Here is a 22,783-nt window from a genome sequence, read left to right as displayed (position 1 = left end):
CAACAGTGGAATAAGACATATTTTAGAAGTGGGTGCAAGCTTTTTTTTAGAAGTAGCGTTTTGTAGACGCCATATTTTTTAAAGACAGTTTAAAAGAGCAATCTCAACCGCTCGCCAAAATATTAGGATAAATCAGTGACCTCAGCAGCAAGCCTCATCCAACAGCTACCCAAGCTCAGCGATGCTCAATTCCATCAAAAATATTTGAAACAAAAACAAGGGATGCACACCTTGGCGACTATATTGCCGCAAGTAGAACAGCAAAGTCTGGCTTTGCGGGCAGTAAAATTAGCTCTAAAAGTAAATTTAAAACTCGGCTCGAAGCTAGCTGGAACGGTAAAGCCAGAATTTCAAACAGCCACCATAAAATTAATCGAAAAAATCCCCACTTCGCCCCTGGTCAAAATTCAACTGCTGGCCCTAACAAGTTCTGATCGGGCAATTCCGATGCTGGTGGCCGCATTGAACCACAAAGAAAGTGCCGTGCGCCTGGAGGGGATTCGGGCGATCGGGAAAATCGGATCTGAAGCAGCAGTAATTGAATTAGCCCGATCGCTCGAATCCAAAGATTCCCAAATCCAAGCTTGGGCCGCTTGGGCTTTAGGAGAAATTGACTCGAAACCAGCCGCCGTAGCACTGCTCAAAGCCGTCAAACACCCAGAGTCCAGAGTGCGCGCCTGGGCTGTTTGGGCCTTGGGCAAAATTAACCCGAAAATAGCCGTCCCCGCGCTGCTGAAAGCCCTCAAACACCCAGACTCCGAAGTGCGCTGGCGGGCAGCAGTCAACTGCGGGAAAATCGGCGTCTCTGAGGTAGTTCCCGGCCTGCTGAATGCCCTCAGAGACGAAAATCACATCGTCCGCGCTAGGGCGGCGGCGGCTTTGGGGAAAATCGGCGATTCTGAAGCAGTACCCGGCTTAGTAGAATTGCTTCACGATGATCCCGACTCCTATGCAGTTTCTTTGAGGGCCGCCGAGGCCTTGGGACAAATCGGCACGGAAACGGCTGTGGCGGGACTGGTGCAAGCCCTCAACCATGAGGATTCAGACGTGCGCGGCAGTGCAGTTTCTGCCTTGGGGGAAATCAGCAGCGAGGTGGCTATGGTGGCCATAATCGGGTCGCTCTGGGATCGAGATATTTTCGTGCGCGGCAGGGCGGCGGTTGCCCTTGGGAACATCAATACAGAGGGAGATGCGAAATTGCCAAAAATGGTGGTCGCGGGACTGGCGAGCGCAATTGGCGACAGCGAATCTTATGTGCGGTGGAGAGTTGCTGCAGCTTTGGGGCAAATAGGGACTGAGGAAGCTGTGGCAGGTTTGGTGCGGCTGCTGGGGGACGAAAATTCTGGAGTGCGCCAAAAGGCTGTTAAATCCCTCGGTCACATTGGCTCCACGGCTGCTATTGTTGCTCTGGAAACAGCTTTAAATCCCGAATTTGCTGACGTTCGTGCGCTGGCTGCCCAATACTTGGCGGATGTCAGCACTGAGGCAGAAACAGTTGATTTTGCTCCCTCTGTTTCCCCAGATTTGTCGGGTGAAAAACTGCCAAAAATCCTGATCGCTTCGCAAGCAGAAGCCAGCGAATACATTGTTGAGCGCCCTGCGCGACGCGAGATTAAATACTTGATCTCGATCGGCAGCCCAGGCGTCCCCGAACCCAAAACTTTTGATCAAATCCCAAACCGAATGTGCATGGAGTTTAACGACCTCGACACCCCCGTTGACGACCCCGATCAAATCTTGCCTAGCCTTGAGGATGTACTGAAAATTATTGATTTCGCCCTTAAAATGTCGTCGCAGGGAGGCAGTTTGCTGATCTGCTGCCAAAGTGGGATCAGCCGTTCAACGGCCACAGCTTTGACTGTTTGTGCGGCGCTGTTGGGTCGTGGCAAAGAACGGGAAGCTTGGGCGTTAGTGCTCGCCGCCAGACCCCAAGCCAAGCCGAATCGCTGGATGGTGCACTTGGCCGATGAAGCTTTGGGTAGAGACGGTAAGCTAGCACTGGCGATCGAATTGACCACCGCCACTCCAGAACTCGCAATCGCCAAAAATTGACAGAAACCATTCAGGATACAAACCCCGGATTCATCCGTCCAGAAATAAAAAACCTGTATCCGATAAAACTTGCCCCCCGAATTTATCCGTCGGGTCAATGCTTCAATTCTAAAATCTAAAATCTAAAATCTAAAATCTAAAATCGCGCCATCGATTGACTCGCAGAAACCGGGTTTCTTTTCGCGAGCCCTACAGTTATACTCAACTAACGGCACTTCACCTCAGACTTGTCTTTGCGGGGCAACAATGCCAAAAGTCGATCGCCAGGGTGCAAAAGTTCGATCGGCTGCCGCATTTGTGACATTCTGTGCTATGAAGTTGTCGGATGCTCAACAAAAACCGTCAAGCAATCGTCGCATTGCTGGCAGCCAAAGCCCAAAGCTAAGGAATCGGGTGCATTGTCAACAGACAATATCAGCTTTGGGCGAATCACAGGCAAAACAGGTCAGAGACAATTTTCTGCCTGTAAATTTCCACGCAGGGATAATTCACTGCGGGGATAAGTTTTTATTTTTTTTGCCTGCTGCAGACTTTTACGAGTCGAAAAAGTAATTTGGCAACAGTCCTCAACAGCCTAATTATCTCTTAGACATCAACCGAATTTAAGTTTCTCCTCTGACTCGACCAGAGTTTCAGATGCTTTTTCGCAGATGTCTACGGTCAAATAGACAAGCTTTTCCGTTTGGAGAACTTAAGAGCGTGATAGATTTTAACAGAAGACAGGGGTTGCATATGTCAAAAATTAACTTGCTAAAAAAAACAGGACATGAAGCAAGTTTATCGGTTGCCGTTTGTGAAAACCAGGGGGAATTGAATTCAGACTTAGAACCATTTAACCCGTCGAATAAAAACGTGAAAACGCGAAAGGTTAACCAAACAAATACCAATTTAGGTAAACAGATGCCAGTTTTTATTGCCGAAGAAGTGGCTTCTGTAGAAACCGTAAATAAAAAAAAAGCCAAGGATAATTTGGTAGAAGAATTATCCTTAAAAATCCGCGAAAGTTTGCCATCTAAAATTGGCGGTTTGCCTATCCATAAAAAAATTGGCTACGGGTATTTGCTGGCAATAGGAATCGGATTTTTGGGTTCACTGAGCGGACTGGTGATTGCCGATTATTACCAAGGACAAGGATTAAAGCAATTCAATGATGCTCACCTACAAGCGCAATTGCTAGGCAATTTTAAAGATGCAGCGCTGGCGGCCCAATTGCAGGGTTCACAGCTAGATTCTTTTGTAGATAATTCGCTCAAGCTAAAACAGCAAGAAGAGCAGTTGGTTAAGAGTATTGTTAAGGCAAAAAATCTGCGGTTGCGTATAGAAAATTTTGCCGACAGCCAACCCGCTTGGCTGGCAGCAAAACCGGAAGTTCTCAAGCTTTTAGTGCAAGATTGCACTAAAAATTTAGAATCCTACGCCGATACTCTCAAGTCAACTTTGCAGGAAATCCAGCAATCGCAACTATCGCCTCGGGAGATAGAGTCGGCTAGAAAATTGCTCGCAATCGAAAGCGGAGAAGGTGTAAAACAGCTCAACAGCAGCCTTGAGGAATTGAGCAAAATCCTCGATATTGCCCAGCAGCAAGAGGGCCAAGGCGGTGAAGTGATGGAAGACGCCCAAGGCATGGAAAAAGCCATAATTATTTTTAGTATGCTGCTGTCGGTAGTGGTAGCTGGAATGGTGGCTTACCGGACGAGTCGGGCGATCGCTCAACCTATGATCAGCGTTACTCAGGTGGCCCAACAAGTAGCCGCTGAGTCAAATTTTGACTTGCGAGCACCCGTCACCGGACAAGGCGAAATCGGCTCTCTGGCGGCCTCTCTCAATCACCTAATCGAGCGGGTTTCGGGACATACAAAAGAATTAGAACAAGCTAAAGAAGTCGCCGTCGCAGCTAACACTGCTAAAAGCCAGTTTTTAGCAAATATGAGCCACGAATTGCGGACGCCTTTAAATGCGATTATTGGCTACAGTCAACTACTTTCAGAAGATGCCCAGGATGCGGGATTTGATGAGTTTGTACCCGACTTGCAGAAGATTGAAAAAGCAGGCGCGCATCTGCTATCTTTGATTAACGATATCCTTGATTTGTCAAAAATTGAAGCGGGGAGTATGAAACTCGAAATCCAGGAGTTTGACATCGAATCCCTGATTGACAATGTTGCGAGTGCCGCGAAACCGTTGGTAGAGAAAAATGGCAATGTTTTGGAGATTGAGTGCGATCGAACTGTGGGCATAATGCACGCAGATTTCAAAAAAGTGCGCCAGGTTTTGATACATCTGCTTAGTAATGCTGCGAAGTTCACCAAAAACGGTAGGGTGAAAGTGACTGTGAGGCGCATTGCAGGAAGTGGAAAATTGAATGCAGCAGGGCGTGAGGCGATTGACGATTCAATGGCTGCCGATGAAATTCCTTCTGGGGCGATCGCTTGTCCCCTGCTGAATGTTCAAGACACCGATTGGATTTGTTTATCGGTTAAAGATACCGGAATTGGAATGTCGGAAGAACAACAACACAAATTGTTTGAAGCTTTTGTGCAAGCTGACTCTTCAGCGGCGCGACCTTACGACGGCGCCGGATTGGGGCTGACACTTAGCCGCTACTACTGTCAGATGATGGGTGGGGAAATTTTGGTAGAAAGCGAAGAGGGAAAAGGGTCTATTTTCACTGTGCGGATACCAGCAGGAAACGGGTGATGTGATTTTGGGGCGAGAGATTTAGGGGGTAGGCAGAGGGGCGAAAATTTATGTTTCAAACCTCTGGCTTTATGTCGAAATGTTTTAGTCTTGTCAGTGAGGGCGATCGCACTTTATTAATTCTAATTGGTTATTTTGCCAATTCAAATAGCACAAACCCCTTGCTGCTGAGATCCAACCTAAATCGATTCCGATAAATTTCATATAGTGGACGCACGGGTGGTCAGAAACCGGGTTTTTTTGCCAAATACTTCGTTACAGCCGGCAAAAACCGCAAAAAACCCGGTTTCTTCGGCTTTAATGCGTCCACTCAACTTTTCTCCTGCTTGTCATCCGATGGCTGGGGCTGTTGTTTCATTTCCTTTTGCCGTTCTCTGGCTGCTTGCTCCAAAATGAATGCTGACAAGCTGCTGACTGAACGGCGTTCTTGACTTGCCCACTCTTCAAGGATGTCATGGATTCCATCAGCCAAATAAGTGGTTAAGCGTTTGGTCATCAGAGGCTCAGTATTTTCTTGTCTACGGTAATCGTCATTGTGCTGTATCTGCGCTATCTTGTCGAGTTCACGTCATTTTCGACACACATATGTAACGTTTAAGTGGTATAATCTTAGAGAGTCAAAAGCCAGCGCTGAACTTTTGCAGGGCCCGCGCTGGCTAATGGTTCCCCAAATACAAGGAGACAATCCACATAAAAGGAGACTATTACTATGGTAAAGCCTGTGAGCGACGGCAGCGAATATAACCGCGGCTATCAACAAGCTTTGAATGATTTTGGCATTATGCAACTGCTGTCGGGTATCCGCAGCTACTCTGATGAGGATTTTGATGCCGATCGCGCGCGCATGACTGGGCCAGAGATCGAAAGCTTTGCGGTGTTTCTGATTCTGCGCGTCGGGGCGACTCTCAAAGGTAGTACGATCGCCCGCTACCTCAACACTCTGAGAAAAGCAAATTCTCCGACGATCGCCGATCGCCCCGCGATCGAACTCAACTCAAATTCGATCTCGAAAACACCTGAAAAGTCAAAGGGGGGCGAGATCAATTGTTGGGCGATCGTCCGAATTTTACCGAATGCTGAGCACTATACAATTGCGCGTTTTGTCAATCGCCAAGATGCGGACGATCGGCGGAGGGCTTTGTGTCGGTTTATTCCAGGGGGTGTGTTTGAAGTTGTTATGTGCGATCGTACCTAATCAATATACCTCTCCAATAATTATTGTGGAACAGGCCGGAAAGCCTGTTCAAGACTGGCTTTTCTGGAGAGCTCTAATCAACAAAAATGACGGTGACAATTGTAGCGACTCCGCATTAAGTCCGTCGGGGGTTAAAAACCCCCGCCTCATAGCGAAAGTCCTCGCTTCCGAGGACTGAAGAGGAGAGTTAAGATTTGTGCGCGGGGGGCTAGAAACCGGGTTTTTTACGACAATATTCGTTGCAGTCGGCAGATTCGATAAAAACCCGGTTTCTTTGGTGGGAGCGCGTAATTTCTGTCTGTTTCAATTCATACCTTGCATCATTCTCGATCGATCTTGCAGTCCTCGGAAGCGAGGACTTTCGCTATGAGGCAGGGAATTAATTCCCTGCCAGACTGCGGGAGGAGCCAGACTTTTGCAAAAAGCCCGATCGCTCCTAGTTCGCTTCTACTACAATTAAAAAGCAAACTCTCTTTACTAAAACCGATGGAAACCATCAATCTTCAATAATAAGTCCGCAACTTAATCGATCGACTGCCTGAAAAATTTACTTTGTCTGACCTAATATCGGCAATTTATCTCAGACAAAAAATGCAATCTAAACAAAGTAAAATCAAAGATATCAAACCAGGAATAGAACCAGAAACTGTCTATAAAATTGAATAATACTCACCTAAATACAGCAGCTTTGGCAGCGACAAAGGACTAATTACAATTTCTGATGATTTTGACGAACCGTTGGAATTCTTGCCATCACCGTTGGTCGATCGCTTGAAAAAGCTAAAGAATTGACTAAAGTCTTTGCTGAAATAGATGAAATTATTGCGAAAATTGAAAAAGAACGTCAGACTGATGAACCTCATAGCTTTAAATCATGACTTTTATGAATACAGCTTCTGAATAATATGAATTGACATAACAGCAACTTGGTTATTTAATTATAACAATTATTTTGGCAATATCAAAGCATTCAAGAACAGCAAGTAAAAGTATAATACGCCTAAGTCCAAATTCAGATGCCTATTCTATTAATCGTCAGTGGTAAATCATGAAAAGAATGAAACGAATTATTAGCAGTGTTTTGGTTTTGGGTGTGTGTCTGACTCCTCTGACTCTGCCGGTGATGGTGCAACCGAGTTGGGCGCAAAGTCAAAATTCACAGCTTGAAAAATTAAAGCAACTCATAGAGCAAGCAAGGCAACAGCAACCGCGACAAGCAATAGAAACATGGCAGCAGGTTTTAGCCACTGCACGACAATTTAAAGAGAGACAACATGAAGCTCTAGCACTCAATAATATTGGTGCAATGTACGCCGGTATAGGACAAGTGCAAGAAGCATTGAAATACTACAAACAAGCTTTATCAATTTGGTGGGAAGTGGGCGATCTCAACTCGGAAGCTATTACTTTGAATAATATTGGTGAACTTTACAAAAGCATTGGACAACTGCAAGAAGCATTGAAATACTTGAAGCAAGCTTTCGCAATTTTGTGGGCAGTAAACTATCGGGCGATTGAAGCTCGTACTTTGACTAATATTGGTACAGTGTACAAAACGATCTCGCAACCGCAATCAGCGTTGAAATATTTTAACCAAGCTTTACCAATCTGGCGGCAAGTGGGCGATCGCAACGGCGAAGCTGTTACTTTGAGTAATATTGGTGGAACATACCACAGTATTGGAAAACCGCAAGAAGCATTGAAATACTATAACCAAGCTTTACCAATCTGGCGGAAAATGGGCGATCGCGCGGGGGAAGCTACTACTTTGAATAATATGGGTTTAGTGTACCACAGTATTGGACAGCCGCAATCAGCATTAAAATACTATAACCAAATTTTACCAATTAGGCAGTCAGTGGGCGATCGCAAGGGGGAAGCTACTACTTTGACTAATATTGGTGGAGTATACAGCACCATTGGAGAACCGCAATCAGCATTAAAATACTATAACCGATCTTTACCTATTTGGCAGAAGCTGGGCGATCGCAATGGGGAAGCTCGTACTTTGAATAATATAGGTGGAGTGTACCTCAGCATTGGACAACCAGAAGAAGCATTAAAATACTATAACCAAGCTTTACCAATTTTGCTGGCTGTGGGCGATCGGATGATAGAAGCTCGTACTTTGAATAATATAGGTGGAGTGTACGCCAACATTGGACAACCGCAATCAGCATTGAAATACTATAACCAAGCTTTACCAATTCTGCAGGAAGTGGGCGATCGGATGATAGAAGCTACTACATTGAATAATATAGGTGGAGTGTACCTCAGCATTGGACAACCGCAATCAGCATTGAAATACTATAACCAAGCTTTACCAATTAAACGGGAAGTGAACGATCGTGCGGGGGAAGCTACTACATTGAATAATATTGGTGCAGTATACGCCAACATTGGACAACCACAGGAAGCGTTAAAATACTATAACCAAGCCGTACCAATTCTGCTGCAAGTTGGCGATCGCAATGGGGAATCTACTACATTGAATAATATAGGTAGAGTGTACCTCAGAATTGGACAACCGCAATCAGCATTGAAATACTATAACCAAGCTTTACCAATTAAACGGGAAGTGGACGATCGTGCGGGGGAAGCTACTACATTGAATAATATTGGTGGAGTGTACCACAGTATTGGACAACCAGAAGAAGCATTAAAATACTATAACCAAGCTTTACTAATTAAACGGGAAGTGGGCGATCGGATGATGGAAGCTACTATTTTGAGTAATATTGGTGCAGTTTATCAAGATACGATGCAACCAACTCAAGCGATCGAAAATTTTCAGCAATCTGTCCAAATTACCTTAAAAATACGAAAGGGTTTACAGCGAGAAAACCGCCAAAAGTTTTTAGAAGGTGAAAGAGGAAGCGCCGTTGCACTTGTTGACATCCTCATCGATCAAAACCAAGCCGATCGCGCTTTTCAATGGGTGAACATCGCCACCACCGCCGATCTCGCCGACTACACCCGCTTAATTGACGCCAAAGTAGCCAACCTCCAAGCACAAAAAGCCATTGACGAGTGGAATCAAAAAAATCAACAACTCCAAACGCTTCGCCGCCAACTCGAAGACAATTTCTCCGAAAATCTCTCCCGACAAATGCGAGAATTAGAAACAGAAGTCAACCGCCAAGCAGAACAAATTTCCCGCAGTTTCCCAGAAGTCGCCGAACTATTTGAAACCACACCCAAAGACATCGCCCAACTGAAAGCAAATATCGCGCCAGATACCGCTGTCATTCAACCCGTCTTGCTGACAAATATCTCAGGTGTCCCCAATACCGTCGCCCTATTTGTCTTGACAAAAGACAGTTTAAGTGTTAAAAAAGTTCCGATCGCTCCCGAAGAATTCGACAATCTCCTCACTCAATACCGCAAAGAAGTGCAAGATATTGGCGAAACAAACTTCACCGTAACAGGCAGCAAACTTTACGAAATCCTGATTCGTCCGATCGAAGACCAAATTAAAGCTATTTCCCCCAAACAATTGAGCATCATCGCCACGGAAAAACTACGCTACATCCCCTTTGAAACCCTGTATGACAAACAAACAAATGAATTCCTCATCCAGAAATATCCCGTCAACTATCTCACCCGCATTTCCACCAGAACAATTCCCGATTCAACTTCAAAAGGTGGAGTCTTAGCATTAGGAAATCCCGTCCCTCGTCCACCCCAAAATCTACCCGGTTCCGAAGCAGAAGTCAGAAATATCGCTCAATTATTGTCAGGAAGTTCAGCTTATATCGGCAATGACGCCACCCTCGATCGATTCAAAACTCAAGCGCCCCGCTTTCCCTTTTTACACCTCGCAACTCACGGCTGTTTCCAACCGGGAGGCTGTCAAAATTTGGGCATGGAGGAAAATACATTGCTGTTTGCTGACAGTCAATTCAATATTCGCGATGCCGCGTTATTAGGATTGCGAAACACCAGACTCATCACTTTAAGTGCTTGTGAAACTGCCATACAAGCGAATTCCAACGGTGAAGAAATATCGGGAATGGCCTATATATTTGAGCGTGCCGGCGCGCAAGCTGTGATGGCGAGTTTGTGGAGTGTTGATGATTCCGCTACTAAAGATTTGATGGTTGAATTTTATCAAAATATCAATAAAGGGATGAGTAAAAATGATGCTTTGCGGCAAGCTAAGTTGAGTCAAATTGAGCGGCATCCGTTTTATTGGTCGCCGTTTATTTTAATTGGGGATGCGCGGTAGTTATAGAAGTTGACAATTGATAGTTGACAGTTGATAGTAGCTGTAGGGTGTGTCGCTATTAAAAATCCCAAATGAAAAATGGACAATTTCATAGCGACGCACCTTATAATATTCGTTGAATTGCACGCGATCGCATTCTGTCGTTGGGTGGGGCGGGTTTATGTAGATTGTTTGTGGGAATTATAAATTGTTGGTGAACCCGCCCCTACAAGCCCCCACAAAGCCAATCCACCACCCCTTCCCCTAGCCGCAATTATCCCATCTTCTACCAGAAAATATGCAAAAAATGCCTGCTTCCCCACACTCAAACTAAAAAATTCCGCCTCCCGCGCTTCTCCGCCGCGAATAAATCCTTGATACACAGTTTTACCCAACACTTTCACAGTAATTCTGGTAAAATCAAAAGCTAAAATATTATTAGGCAAAAACTTAGTCGGCCCGGAAAGAGTTAGTACGATCGCCCCAACTTGCACCGAATTCTCCACCCTGCCGGTTTCGCGATTCTCTTCCCCTTCAGCAACAGGTTCAGCCGAATAAGCAATTTGAATTTTCGCAATCCACTCAGGGATATAACGTCCCGCACCCAACACAATCCCCGCTTTTTGTCGAGTCTTTTTCGTGCCGGTGATAAGGCAGAGTTGCCAGTTGCCGATTAATTGCTCGAAAGAATAGCGAATTTTGGTTTTTTTCGCGCTTTTCTCAGCTTCTAGGAGGGCGGCCACTACGGCGTTGGAAGATGGTTTAGAATTAGATTTAGCGGCTTGTTCTAGAATAGATATATTTTCCATTTAATATACAAACCAGTTTTATTGTTGGTAACAGAGATAATATTAGCTGATGTAGCGGAGAAAAACATGGTTGCGATCGCCCCCACAGACACAGAAATCATCGTCATCGGCAGCGGAATCGGCGGATTGACTTGCGCTGCAATGCTCGCCCGCTATGGCTTTGAGGTTGTGGTTTGCGAAAGCCATTCGATCGCGGGCGGCGCCGCACACGGTTTTGAACGCGACGGATTTAGCTTCGACTCCGGGCCCTCCCTTTACTCAGGATTATCCTACAGCCCGTCTGCCAATCCGCTGCGGCAAGTTTTGGATGCCATCGGCGAAAAACTCCCCTGCATCACCTACGATACCTGGGGTTGCTGTTTGCCAGAAGGCGATTTCGACACATCCGTTGGTGCGAGTCAATTTGGCGAAGTGCTCGCACAACTGCGCGGCGCGGCAGCAGTCGCCGAATGGCGGCAACTCCAGCGCATCATGGAGCCCTACGCCAAAGCTGCCACAGCCTTGCCCTCCCTGGCTTTGCGCTTCGATTTGGGCGCTGTTTTTTCCCTCGGCCAATTTGCGCCGGCTTTCCTGAAAAGTGCTGGCGACGCGATCGCACTTGCAGGCCCTTTCAGCAAAATAATGGACAAAAATGTCAAAGATCCCTTTGTCCGAAATTGGCTGAATTTGTTGTGTTTCCTGCTGTCTGGACTTCCCGCCGACGGAACGATCGCAGCCGAAGTCGCTTTCATGTTCGCCGACTGGTACCGCCCCAATGCAGTTTTGGACTATCCGATCGGCGGTAGTGCAGCTTTGGTAAATGCCCTGGTACGCGGTTTAGAGCGCCACGGAGGGCAGTTGCTGCTAAATTCCCACGTTGCAGAAGTTTTGATCGAAAACAACCGGGCTGCGGGCGTGCGGCTGCGATCGGGGAAAATAATTCGATCGCACAAAGCCGTCGTCTCCAACGCTTCCGTTTGGGATACCCTGAAACTGTTGCCTGAAACCTCAGTCCCGCAAAGGTTTCGGCAACAGAGGCAGGCGACGCCAGAGTGCGACAGCTTCATGCACCTGCATCTGGGAATTGATGCTGCCGGAGTGCGATCGGACTTGGCTTGTCACTACATCTTCGTCAAAGACTGGGAAATGGGCGTTTCGGCCCCTCAGAACGTCGTTCTCGTCTCGATTCCCTCCCTCCTCGACCCCGGCCTCGCGCCTCCGGGAAAGCACGTCATTCACGCATATACCCCCGGAAACGAGCCTTACGATTTGTGGCAAAAGCTTGATCGCACCAGCGAAGAGTACAAACTGCAAAAACAAGCGCGCGCCGAGGTAATGTGGGAAGCCTTAGAGAGAATTATCCCGAATATTCGATCGCGCACAGAATTCACCTTAGTTGGGACACCCCTAACCCACGAACGGTTTTTGCGCCGCCATCGCGGTTCCTACGGGCCCGGAATTCGGGCGGGTAGCGGCTTGTTTCCCGGCCCGACAACACCTTTAGCGGGGCTGTTTTGCTGCGGAGATTCGACATTTCCGGGAATTGGTTTGCCGGCGGTTGCTGCTAGCGGGGCGATCGCAGCCAATACGATCGCACCTTTGGACAAACATTTGCAATTGATTCGGGAAGTTATTAGTTAGTTGTTATTAGATATCTCCCATAATTATTGTGGAACAGGCATCCTGCCTGTTCAAAACCTGCTTTTTAGGAGATGTCTATTAGTTATTTGTTATTTGTTATTTGTTAACGGGATTATTGAAGGGCTTTCCTAGCGAAGGATGCGAACCCAAGAGTAAACAATAATTTGATATTAGTTAGTAAAATGTGACCGATATCTGTCAGCATATAAATAGATAGTTCGATCGCAAAGAGGCCACCGTGCAACCCGTAGACTTTACAACTTTAACCGCAGCTTGCAGCGAACTGCGAGCCCAATGGCTGCCAGCGCGCTTAGAACAAGTCTACCAGCGCGATCGATTTACCGTGTCCCTAGCCCTCCGCACCATGAAAGGGCGCGGCTGGATTGACCTTTCCTGGCATCCTGTGGCCGCCCGCATCTGCGTCGGCGACCCCCCGCCCCGCATTCCCGACACCTTCACCTTCAGCGAACAACTGCGGCATCAACTCAGCGGTTTAGCCTTAGTTTCCATCGCCCCTGTTTCCTCCTGGGAAAGAGTCATCGACTTGCAATTCGCCAAACGCCCCGGCGAACCAGCCCTCTGGCATCTCTACGCCGAAATCATGGGCAAATACAGCAACGTCATCCTCACCGCCCAAGACAACCTCGTTGTCACCTGCGCCCACCAAGTCAGCGCCAAACAGTCCACAGTCCGTCCCATCCAAACCGGGCAACCCTACGAAATGCCCCCGTCTTTGACCGACGCAGTGCCGAGTCTGACCGAATCTCAAAACCGCTGGCAATCACGAATTAGCCTGGTTCCTGGGCAATTAAAGGGCAATCTGTTGAAGAATTACCGAGGGATGAGTAAAGCCTTAGTTTTGTCAATGATTCGATCGGCTTCTTTAGACCCCGAACAATCCACCGACAGCCTCAATCCCGACGACTGGCAGCAACTATTCCAACGCTGGCTATACTGGCTGCAATGCCTAGAAAACTCCAAATTTCACCCAAGTTTTACCCCCGAAGGCTACACCGTCATCGATTGGCCCGCACCAGAAAATCACAATGTAGGGGCGGTGCCCCCGTGCCCGCCCTCTGATTCTTCTTCGGTTCAAGAATTACTTAACAGCTACTACACAGGCGAAATCAATCAAGAAGTATTCGCGCAACTGCGGCATCAGCTTACCCAAAAACTCAACAACGTCCTAGCCAAACTGCGCCTCAAAGCCAACACATTTAAAGAACGTTTACAGCAATCAGCAGACGCCGACACCCACAAATCCCAAGCCGATTTGCTGATGGCAAATTTGCAGCATTGGGAACCGGGAATGAAATCAATTTCTCTCCCCGACTTTGAAACCGAGAAACCAGTGATCATTTCCTTAAACCCGGAAAAAAACGCCGTTCAAAACGCTCAAGCCCTCTACAAAAAACACCAAAAACTTAAAAGAGCTCGGATTGCAGTAGAACCATTGTTAGCCGCCGTACAGGAAGAAATCGACTATTTAGAACAAGTTGAAGCCGCACTTTCGGTATTGGAAACCTACCGCAACACCCAAGATTTGCAAACCCTCGCCGAAATCCGCGAAGAACTGATCCAGCAAAAATATCTAGACGTACCAGATTACCGCAGTACGGACAAAAATGCTGCGATCGAATTTCACCGCTACCAAACCCCCAGCGGCTTTGAATTATTAATCGGGCGCAACAACCGCCAAAACGACCAACTCACTTTTCGCACCGCCAACGACTACGACTTATGGTTCCACACCCTAGAGATTCCCGGAAGCCACGCCTTGCTGCGTCTCACACCCGGTACTGTGGCTGAAGAAACCGATTTGCAATTTGCAGCCGACATGACTGCTTACTACAGTCGCGCGCGCCACAGCGAACAAGTCCCCGTAGTTTATACAGAACCGAAATATGTATACAAGCCGAAAGGTGCTAAACCGGGTATGGTTGTATACAAGCAGGAGCGAATTGTCTGGGGTAGACCGCAGCAAGCCCCGGCTTGATTTATACAAAGTGAGTGAGTAATAGGGTTGAGCAGCGTTTTTAGGCAAAATAACAGGTTTGGTAGCCAGAAAACTACACGAAAACCGGGTTTTTGAAGCCTTCTTACTTTATACAAAGTAAGAAAAAGTGCGATGCCCCTAACAATTAATATTCCACTGTAATGTAAAGTTTTATTACAAAAAATTAAATTTTGTTGTTTAAATACCACTTAAGAGAGATGATATTTGTTTGAGAACCATTTGCAAAGAAACGTGCAACTTGGGTTTCCTCACTGTGAGAAAAACACTGTGGGAACACAACGGATTTAACTATTTGTGCAGACCAGCTTTAGCTAAAGCTGGTCGTTTTTGTTGAAACATTAAACCCGCTCTTAGGATCGCGAATTAAATAACTTACAATTTTAATTGTTATTGTGGGATGGGCGTCCCGCCCGTCCAAAAAGGACGGGCGGGACGCCCATCCCACTTTCAAGAGTGGAAGTTATTTAATTCTCATTCCTTAGAAAGTAAACGTCGTTCTAACAACCCCAATCACCAAATCAGAATTATTCTTATTGTGGTCAGGAGCAGTCAGCCAAATCAAACCAGGAGTGATAGAAATATTGTCGCTCAACTTAAACTGATAGAAACCTTCAACGTGCAGCGAAGTATCCTTATCTTCCGGCAAAGTCCGATTAGTAGAACTCGTCACCCGCGGCTCCATGCCTACGATAATCCCCGCCACATTTCCTTCTTTCAACAAATCAGGAAAAGCCAAAGTAACTGCCCAGTTCCAAATTTTTTGATCGCCCCGCTGCACAGAACCCGTAGGAGTACCCAAGTTGGATAAAATGCGCTGATTAGTGTAACCAGCCCAACCGCCAATTGCAAATCTCCGGTTCAACTGCCACGAAGCTTGCGCGCCGTAGGAATTGCTAGAAACTGGCACATTGCTATCGCTGTCGAACCCGAAGGAACCGAGACGCTGCGGAAAATTAGAAGCATTGCTGCCGGTATTGGTAATTAAGTTGTAGGAATTAACGTAAGTTAAACCTAAAGCCATGCTGTCGCTCGGTTTGAAAGTCAACTGAGCCAAACCGCCGTAAGAACCGTTGAACAAACCGTTACCCCGCGTCGGGTTCGCGGGGTCGCCGGCCAAATACCCCAAACTAAGCTCTAATTTTTCCCCAAACTGATGCCGCAGAGCGAGGCCAGTACCACCAAGCAAATAGTAAATCGGGTTGCGAGTACCGAAGTTAGAAAGAGCGCCGTAGCTGCCGTCTCCGTCAAAGTAAGGGTTGACAGTGTTAACAAAATCATCAGCAGCGCCGGCATTAGCTTCGAGAATTACAGTCGTGCTTTTGCCTAGAGGGAATTGGTAAAGCAGCGCATCTAAAGCTACTATATTGTTAGCCTCGCCAAAAGGCCCGACATTAAACCGCAATTCCCCTTCAGCAGTTTTCGTATTTTCCGTAGAAAACGCACCCAAATTTAAAACTTGCAATCGAGTTCTCAGCAAATCTTCTCCTGAGAAACTCGTGTCGAAATTGATACGAACCCTGCTACCAAAAGCCGTGGTTTGATCAGCTTCGCGACCCTCGGCATCATCTCCCCTGGCGATACCGGCCAAACCAAATATCACTTCGCCGTTGAGTTTAGTCGTAGTTGAAAACTGATTTGCTTCTAATTCAGAGGCGCGCGCTTCCAAAGCATCGACGCGGCCGCGCAAAGTTGCCAATTCCGCCGCAAATTCTTCTTGCAACCTTTGCACAGAAGCCAAATCTTCTCGCGTCGCCAGATTTCTGGAACCGCCTTGAATCAGCTCGCTAACTTTATCCAAACACGCATTTAAACCTGCTGCAAACTCGTAGCGAGTCATCGCCCGGTTGCCGCGAAAAGTGCCGTCAGGATAGCCAGCTATGCACCCGTAGCGCTCTACTAGAGACTGCAAAGCTTGGAACGCCCAATCGGTGGGTCGAACGTCGGAAAGTTGAGAAACTGAGGTTACTTGGCCAGCCGCATCTTCGCTGCTACTGTCTTCGGCGCTGTATTGGTTGATTTGTTCTAAAACATTTGACTGTGCTGGAGGTTGGGCACTTGGATTTGGCGATTGGGAAATCTGCTCTGGGGCGCTTAAATTAGCCGGTGCAACGGCGGGTTGCGTTTCGCTTAAGTTTGCGGGCGCTACTGCGGGAATTTGCTCCGCGACAGGTTGTTCGGGACTTAAAGTTGCGGGCGCTACTGCGGGTTTGGTTTCGCCTAAATCTGCAGCTGCAACTTCCGGTGCTTTTGCTTGTTCGGCAACTGGGGCAATCGGCTCGTTAGCGTTAGCCAAGCGATCCGAAGGAAAGCCCTCGTAGATGTTCGCACTTTCTTTCTCAATAGTCTCAACAGTCAAGTTGCTAGCTAGCGACGCTGGTTCGGCTGTCTCAGGCTTTGCCGTCTCAGACTTTGACGCCTCGGTTACAGCACCTGCTAATGGCAATTGATCAGCTTGATCTGTGGTGGCAATTTCTACAGGTTTCTCTGCTGCTAGCGCCGTCGAAGATACGACTAAACTTGCTGCCAATACAGCGGGACTAATTAAAAGTCCCTTCCACAAAAATTTGGACATTTTTTCCTCACACCACATTGAGCCGATCGCCCGTTCCGAAGATTTAGGCGCCAGCAAATCACCTTCAATATTCTGCCTAATAGTATTTCTTGTCAACAATCGGGGAAATCACTGCCGAAAAGTGCAGTTTTGCTGTGGCTGATTTGACAAAAACCCCGTTTATTCCCAAAATCCTTGGTTTGACTCACCGAAGAGCACCATTCTCAAGAACAGGCAAGATGCCTGTTCCACAAAGAGGGAATTTTCTTGTGGAACAGGCCGAAAAGCCTGTTCCTAAACAAGTAATTGAGAATGGCGCAACATCTCAGTTTGAAGATACCTACCTAGAAACCTGGTTGATGGCCCGATATTGCGTAAGTGAGCCCTCAGTAAGATTAATATTGACAGAAATGGCGCTAACACATCGTTCGATCGGCTACAAATACAAGTGAAAAAACTCAAATACGCCCTAGTTCACGAATGGTTGACGCCCTTAGCTACTGGCGGTTCAGAACTCGTAGTACAGGAAATCCTCAAACACGTAGACGAGGCAGATATCTATGCCCTCATCGACTTTGAATCAGCCAATCCCGAAAGCTATCTTTTCGGGCGACAGATTGGCACAACTTTTTTGCAGCAGTTTCCCAATGCCCGCAGCGGTGTCCAAAAATATCTGCCGTTTCTGCCGATCGCGATCGAACAACTAGATCTGCGAGAATACGACATCATCCTCTCCTCATCCCATGCCGTCGCCAAAGGCATCCTCAGCAGTCCCCAGCAAATGCACGTCTGCTACTGCCACACGCCCATGCGCTACGCTTGGGACTTAACTTTTGACTATTTGCGTAGCAGCAAAGCCGGACGGGGCATCCAGGGTCTGCTGACGCGATATTTGTTGCATCGACTGCGGCAGTGGGACGTAATTTCCGCCAATCGCGTTGATTATTTCATCGCTAACTCTCAACACACGGCGCGCCGAATTTGGCGCTGCTATCGGCGGCGGGCCCAGGTGATTTATCCGCCGGTAAATATCGAGCGATTTTCCTTGATGCGGCAAAAACAAGACTTTTACGTCACGGTTTGTCGGTTGGTAAGTTACAAAAACGTAAGTGCGATCGTCCAAGCATTCAATCAACTAGGGCATACTCTCATTGTCATCGGCACCGGGCCAGAATTAGAAATGATTCGGCAAATCGCCAAACCCAACGTGCAAGTGCTCGGCTGGCAGCCCGCCTCCATCGTTGAAAAGTACATGGCAGAGGCGAAAGCCTTTGTCTATGCAGCTTGCGAAGATTTTGGCATAGCTTTGGTAGAGGCTCAAGCTTGCGGAACACCGGTAATTTCCTATGCAGCAGGGGGCGCTTTGGAGACAGTGCTCGACATTCGCCAACACCCAGAGACTGGGACTGGTTTATTTTTTTCCTCCCAAACCCCAGCAGCATTAGTCGAAGCTGTCGAGGAATTTGAGCAGTTGCAAGGCAAATTTGAGCCAGAAATCAGCAGGTTGCGCGCTGAACATTTTGCCCCCGATGTCTTTGGGCAGCGCTATCTAGCTTTTGTGGAAGGCTGCTATCAGGAATTTCAATCCCGTGATTTTACCGAGTCTGGGGCTTGAGAGTGCCAGAGCCCGATAGCGGGACAATCTTCCTTCTGCCTTTGTATAAGTGCCTTCAGAAGACCTCTGCATCAGTGCCTTGTGCCTTCTTCCTGGTGCGTTGAGAAGCCATCTTCCTTCTTCGTTCTGCCTTTTGAAGCCTTCTGAAGGCAGAAAATTGAGTATTGGCAACATAATTGAGAGAACAAAGCGTCTTGAGGCTTTATGATCAGGACTGTGTGTGGTGTGAAGTGAAGGAGTAAGATGACTGCCGACAGCCAACTAATCTCCGGCAAGGTAATTCGAGCGATCGCAAGACGCGGTTTTGGGTCTGTCCTGCAAGGAGATAGACGCATAAGTCGTTCTCTACAGAGCCTCGACGGAGAACTTTTCAAGCGGTTATTTGACATCCTGTTTTCCTTATCGGTTCTGATCCTGTTTGCTCCGGTTTACCTGCTTTTGGCTTTCTTAATCGCCTTAAGCTCGCCCGGTCCTATTTTTTACGTACAGGAACGAGTAGGCAAAAACCGTAAAAGGTTTTATTGCCTTAAATTCAGAACGATGGTGGAAAATGCGGACGATATATTGCTAGAAATCATGGAAAATTCTCCGCATTTGCGTCAAGAGTTTGAGGACAATTTCAAGCTGAAACAAGACCCTCGAATTACCTGGATTGGAAGATTTTTACGAATGACCAGTTTAGACGAGTTTCCCCAGTTTTGGAATGTTTTAAAAGGAGATATGAGCGTCGTTGGGCCCAGACCTTTAGTTGAAGAAGAACTGCCGAGATACGGCAATCACATCAACAAAATTCTCACCATAAGACCTGGAATTACAGGATTGTGGCAAGTTTCCGGTCGCAACGACATTCCCTATCCCCGCCGAGTCCAAATCGACCTCTATTACGCAAATGACAAAAACCTTTGGATGGATATGTGGATTGTTTTCAAAACAATTGGAGTTGTGATTTTTCCCAAAAATAACGGCGCATACTAATTTTTGTCCGCAGTCAGCAATCGGTAGTTAGTTTTATTTGTTACTGACCACTGATGCTGACTACTGACAGTCAGCGACAAACTCTTTGTCAAAACTAAACAGTTCCGGGATGCCGATCGCAGAATTGTCAGCTTAACTAAAGGGGCAAATACTTAAATAAACCTACCTCTTATTCATCTAGAAATATCAGTTATTCTAGATAGACTACTTTAGGTTTAGGTGTTAAACTTAACTCTATAACCTTTGGCTTAAGGGGGATAGCCTACTTATCTTGGGATAGCCCACTACCCAACAGCGTAGGAAGTAAACTTCAACGGGCTTTAGGTAACTAAAGTTAAGTTTGAGTAAGTTTTATAAAGCAGTTTGAGAATACGGCCGGCAGGGAGCAACAGCCTCTGCCAAAAAATTTATTGTAAATTAACACAGCCTGTCAAAGGAAAATCAGATGACGCAACGTAAGCGAGCGCTAATAACAGGTATTACAGGTCAAGACGGCTCCTACTTGAGCGAATTACTGTTAGAGAAAGGATATGAAGTTCACGGCATTATCCGGCGCAGTTCTAGTTTCAATACCGATCGAATTGACCACATCTATGTCGATCCTCACAGCGAAGGTGCGCGCCTGTTTCTACACTACGGCGACTTGACGGACGGCACCACTCTCCGCCGGATATTGGAAGAAGTTCAGCCGGTAGAAATTTATAACTTAGGCGCTCAATCTCACGTTCGAGTCAGTTTTGACTCGCCGGAATATACGGTTGACACCGTAGGGATGGGAGTATTGCGGCTGCTAGAAGCAATTCGGGACTATCAGCACCGCACCGGCATAGAAGTGCGGTTCTATCAAGCAGGTTCTTCGGAAATGTTTGGTTTGGTACAAGAAGTTCCGCAGAAGGAAACAACTCCTTTTTATCCCAGAAGTCCTTACGCCTGCGCCAAAGTTTACGGGCACTGGCAAACAATAAATTATCGCGAATCTTACGGACTTTTTGCCTGCAACGGCATCTTGTTCAATCACGAATCTCCCCGCCGTGGCGAAACTTTTGTAACTCGCAAAATTACTCGCGCCGTTGCCAGAATAGTCGCCGGCAAGCAGAAAAAGATTTACTTGGGCAATCTCGATTCTAAGCGGGATTGGGGCTATGCTAAAGACTACGTGCGGGCGATGTGGCTGATGCTGCAACAAGACAAGCCTGACGATTATGTCATTGCTACCAACGAGACCCATTCCATTAAGGAATTTCTCGATTTGGCTTTTACTTACGTCAATTTAGATTGGCAAAAATATGTGGAGTTTGACGAACGCTACTTGCGGCCTGCAGAAGTCGAACTTTTGATTGGCGATTCGACTAAGGCGCGCCAGCAATTAAATTGGGAACCTTCTGTAACTTTTCAGGAGTTAGTACATTTAATGGTAGATGCTGACATGAAAGCTTTAGAGGAGCAAGGTCGAGGTTCGGGCAACGGATTTGATTAAGCTGCTACATCAAGCCGTCAGTGCGAACAATTTGTAGGGGTAGGGCCCCGTGTCTACCCCTTTGGCGAAAGGCGCGCACCGGAGGATTGCCCCTGCACACACTTCACAACTGATCAGAGGATGGTTACAGCTATTAGTGCGATCGGCATTCAAAGAACCAGCTTAATTGCTCGCCAAATTTTCGGCTGTGCGGGCTAAAAAAAACATTAAAATGATAGTTGAGGAGTCGCGACCCGTATATCTAACTTTCGGGTGTGCACGGCGCAAATTGTCCCTATCGGGTGCAGCTAAAACAAATTTGTGGGCAACCTCATCCTGTAGCTGAAAGCTTTTTTTGCTAAAGCAACAATTTTAGAATTGAAATTGTCGATCGACCTTTATTCAAAATCCCGAGGCTAAAATTATGACCAGCTTGGATTTAAGCAACAAACGCATTCTAGTCACGGGCGGCGCCGGTTTCTTGGGCCGTCAGGTAATCGACCAGCTAGTGAAAGCAGGGGCCGATGCTGATAAAATTTCTGTAAGTCGATCGCGCGACTGCGACCTCCGCGTCATGGAAAACTGCAAGCGCGCCGCCGACCAACAAGATATCATCATTCACCTCGCCGCCCACGTCGGCGGCATCGGTTTAAACCTAGTCAAACCCGCTGAATTATTTTACGACAATTTGATGATGGGCGCGCAACTAATCCACGCCGCCTACGAAGCAGGAGTCGAAAAATTTGTCTGCGTCGGCACGATTTGCGCTTATCCCAACTTGACCCCAGTTCCTTTCAAAGAAGATGACCTGTGGAACGGCTATCCAGAGGTCACTAACGCACCTTACGGAATTGCCAAAAAAGCCTTATTAGTGCAACTGCAATCCTACCGCCAGCAGTACGGATTCAACGGTATCTACTTGCTACCAGTAAATCTGTACGGCCCGGAAGATAACTTTGACCCGAAAAGTTCCCACGTCATCCCCGCCTTAATTCGCAAAGTCTACGAAGCCCAAGAAAGGGGAGACAAAACACTGCCTGTTTGGGGAGACGGCAGCCCCAGCCGCGAGTTTTTGTATTCCACAGATGCCGCGCGGGGAATTGTGATGGCAACTCAATCTTACAGTGAATCTGACCCGGTAAATTTGGGAACGAATAGCGAAGTTAAAATTCGCGATTTAGTGGAAACCATTTGCGAATTGATGGGATTTGAGGGAGAAATTGTTTGGGAAACAGACAAACCAAACGGTCAGCCGCGCCGCTGTTTGGATACGCAAAGGGCTAAGGAAAAGTTTGGTTTTGTTGCGGAGGTGAAGTTTAAGGATGGGTTGAAAAATACGATTGATTGGTATCGAAAACACGCAGTTTGAGTGTGAAAAACCCGGTTTCTTCAAGAAACCGGGTTTTTTTAGGAATAATATTATTTCCGGTGTGCGATTCGTTTAGCCTAAATGGATAGGTACTCCTATTCAGGGACGGTTAGCCTGACTCAGAGGAGTCAATGATAACTGATTACACTTCTGGGTGAGACATTAAGTCAAGTCCCAGTCCGCAGGTGCAGCGGTAAAAGCATATCCCCTATCAATGTTA

Annotated in this window: 15 protein-coding genes; 12 read left to right on the top strand and 3 right to left on the bottom strand. The window is 47.0% G+C overall.

The genetic code is table 11. The annotated features are described in order from the left end of the window. Positions 1–135 precede the first annotated feature (135 nt). The 3 genes from QT987_RS04130 to QT987_RS04120 all read left to right on the top strand — a co-directional run bounded on the left by QT987_RS04130 (position 136) and on the right by QT987_RS04120 (position 4,749). Positions 136–2,052, top strand: coding sequence for a HEAT repeat domain-containing protein (locus QT987_RS04130; protein ID WP_333237508.1), 1,917 nt, complete (start codon positions 136–138; stop codon positions 2,050–2,052). Positions 2,053–2,298: 246 nt separating this feature from the next. Further along, on the top strand, positions 2,299–2,604 hold the full coding sequence (locus QT987_RS04125; RefSeq protein ID WP_333237506.1) for a hypothetical protein: 306 nt from the start codon (positions 2,299–2,301) through the stop codon (positions 2,602–2,604). Positions 2,605–2,952: 348 nt separating this feature from the next. Next, on the top strand, positions 2,953–4,749 hold the full coding sequence (locus tag QT987_RS04120) for a HAMP domain-containing sensor histidine kinase (RefSeq protein ID WP_333237504.1): 1,797 nt from the start codon (positions 2,953–2,955) through the stop codon (positions 4,747–4,749). Between the two features lie 310 nt (positions 4,750–5,059). Here the strand turns inward: QT987_RS04120 and QT987_RS04115 are convergent, their stop codons facing one another. Beyond that, positions 5,060–5,245 carry a ribbon-helix-helix domain-containing protein gene (locus QT987_RS04115; protein WP_333128561.1) on the bottom strand — a complete coding sequence of 62 codons (186 nt, stop codon included), beginning with the start codon at positions 5,243–5,245 and terminating at the stop codon, positions 5,060–5,062. A gap of 213 nt (positions 5,246–5,458) precedes the next feature. On the opposite strand from QT987_RS04115, the gene QT987_RS04110 reads away from it, so the two are divergent. Together QT987_RS04110 and QT987_RS04105 are read left to right on the top strand one after the other, a co-directional pair. Continuing rightward, a complete protein-coding gene (locus tag QT987_RS04110) occupies positions 5,459–5,944 on the top strand; it encodes a hypothetical protein (RefSeq protein ID WP_333237502.1) in 486 nt (161 codons plus the stop codon). 1,057 nt (positions 5,945–7,001) lie between these two features. Next, positions 7,002–10,172: a tetratricopeptide repeat protein gene (locus QT987_RS04105; RefSeq protein WP_333237499.1), complete on the top strand. Its 3,171-nt coding sequence runs from the start codon at positions 7,002–7,004 to the stop codon at positions 10,170–10,172. A 158-nt stretch (positions 10,173–10,330) separates the two neighbouring features. On the opposite strand, the gene QT987_RS04100 is transcribed toward QT987_RS04105, so the two are convergent. Beyond that, on the bottom strand, positions 10,331–10,960 hold the full coding sequence (locus QT987_RS04100; protein ID WP_333237497.1) for a hypothetical protein: 630 nt from the start codon (positions 10,958–10,960) through the stop codon (positions 10,331–10,333). 66 nt (positions 10,961–11,026) lie between these two features. On the opposite strand from QT987_RS04100, the gene QT987_RS04095 reads away from it, so the two are divergent. Together QT987_RS04095 and QT987_RS04090 are read left to right on the top strand one after the other, a co-directional pair. Beyond that, positions 11,027–12,580, top strand: a complete 1,554-nt coding sequence (locus QT987_RS04095) for an NAD(P)/FAD-dependent oxidoreductase (protein ID WP_333237649.1) — start codon at positions 11,027–11,029, stop codon at positions 12,578–12,580. A 238-nt stretch (positions 12,581–12,818) separates the two neighbouring features. Beyond that, positions 12,819–14,576, top strand: a complete 1,758-nt coding sequence (locus QT987_RS04090) for an NFACT RNA binding domain-containing protein (RefSeq protein WP_333237494.1) — start codon at positions 12,819–12,821, stop codon at positions 14,574–14,576. Between the two features lie 499 nt (positions 14,577–15,075). Here the strand turns inward: QT987_RS04090 and QT987_RS04085 are convergent, their stop codons facing one another. After that, positions 15,076–17,169, bottom strand: coding sequence for an iron uptake porin (locus tag QT987_RS04085; RefSeq protein WP_445299714.1), 2,094 nt, complete (start codon positions 17,167–17,169; stop codon positions 15,076–15,078). 218 nt (positions 17,170–17,387) lie between these two features. Between QT987_RS04085 and QT987_RS04080 the strand changes: the two genes are divergently transcribed. The 5 genes from QT987_RS04080 (at position 17,388) to QT987_RS04060 (ending at position 22,563) form a co-directional block, all read left to right on the top strand. Further along, complete coding sequence (locus QT987_RS04080; RefSeq protein WP_333237490.1) at positions 17,388–17,600, top strand: hypothetical protein; 213 nt, start codon at positions 17,388–17,390, stop codon at positions 17,598–17,600. Next, positions 17,597–18,763 carry a glycosyltransferase gene (locus tag QT987_RS04075; RefSeq protein WP_333237488.1) on the top strand — a complete coding sequence of 389 codons (1,167 nt, stop codon included), beginning with the start codon at positions 17,597–17,599 and terminating at the stop codon, positions 18,761–18,763. Before QT987_RS04080 ends, QT987_RS04075 begins: the two co-directional genes overlap by 4 nt. A gap of 243 nt (positions 18,764–19,006) precedes the next feature. Then, positions 19,007–19,738: a sugar transferase gene (locus QT987_RS04070; RefSeq protein ID WP_333054666.1), complete on the top strand. Its 732-nt coding sequence runs from the start codon at positions 19,007–19,009 to the stop codon at positions 19,736–19,738. A gap of 445 nt (positions 19,739–20,183) precedes the next feature. Next, positions 20,184–21,215, top strand: coding sequence for a GDP-mannose 4,6-dehydratase (gene gmd / locus QT987_RS04065; RefSeq protein WP_333054667.1), 1,032 nt, complete (start codon positions 20,184–20,186; stop codon positions 21,213–21,215). Between the two features lie 403 nt (positions 21,216–21,618). Further along, complete coding sequence (locus QT987_RS04060) at positions 21,619–22,563, top strand: GDP-L-fucose synthase (protein WP_333237487.1); 945 nt, start codon at positions 21,619–21,621, stop codon at positions 22,561–22,563. Positions 22,564–22,783: the final 220 nt, after the last annotated feature.

The organism is Microcoleus sp. SVA1B4 (assembly GCF_036700545.1).
Lineage (GTDB): Bacteria > Cyanobacteriota > Cyanobacteriia > Cyanobacteriales > Microcoleaceae > Microcoleus.
The sequence above is the reverse complement of the archived record's forward strand: the minus strand, read 5'-3'. Positions and strand labels throughout refer to the sequence as shown.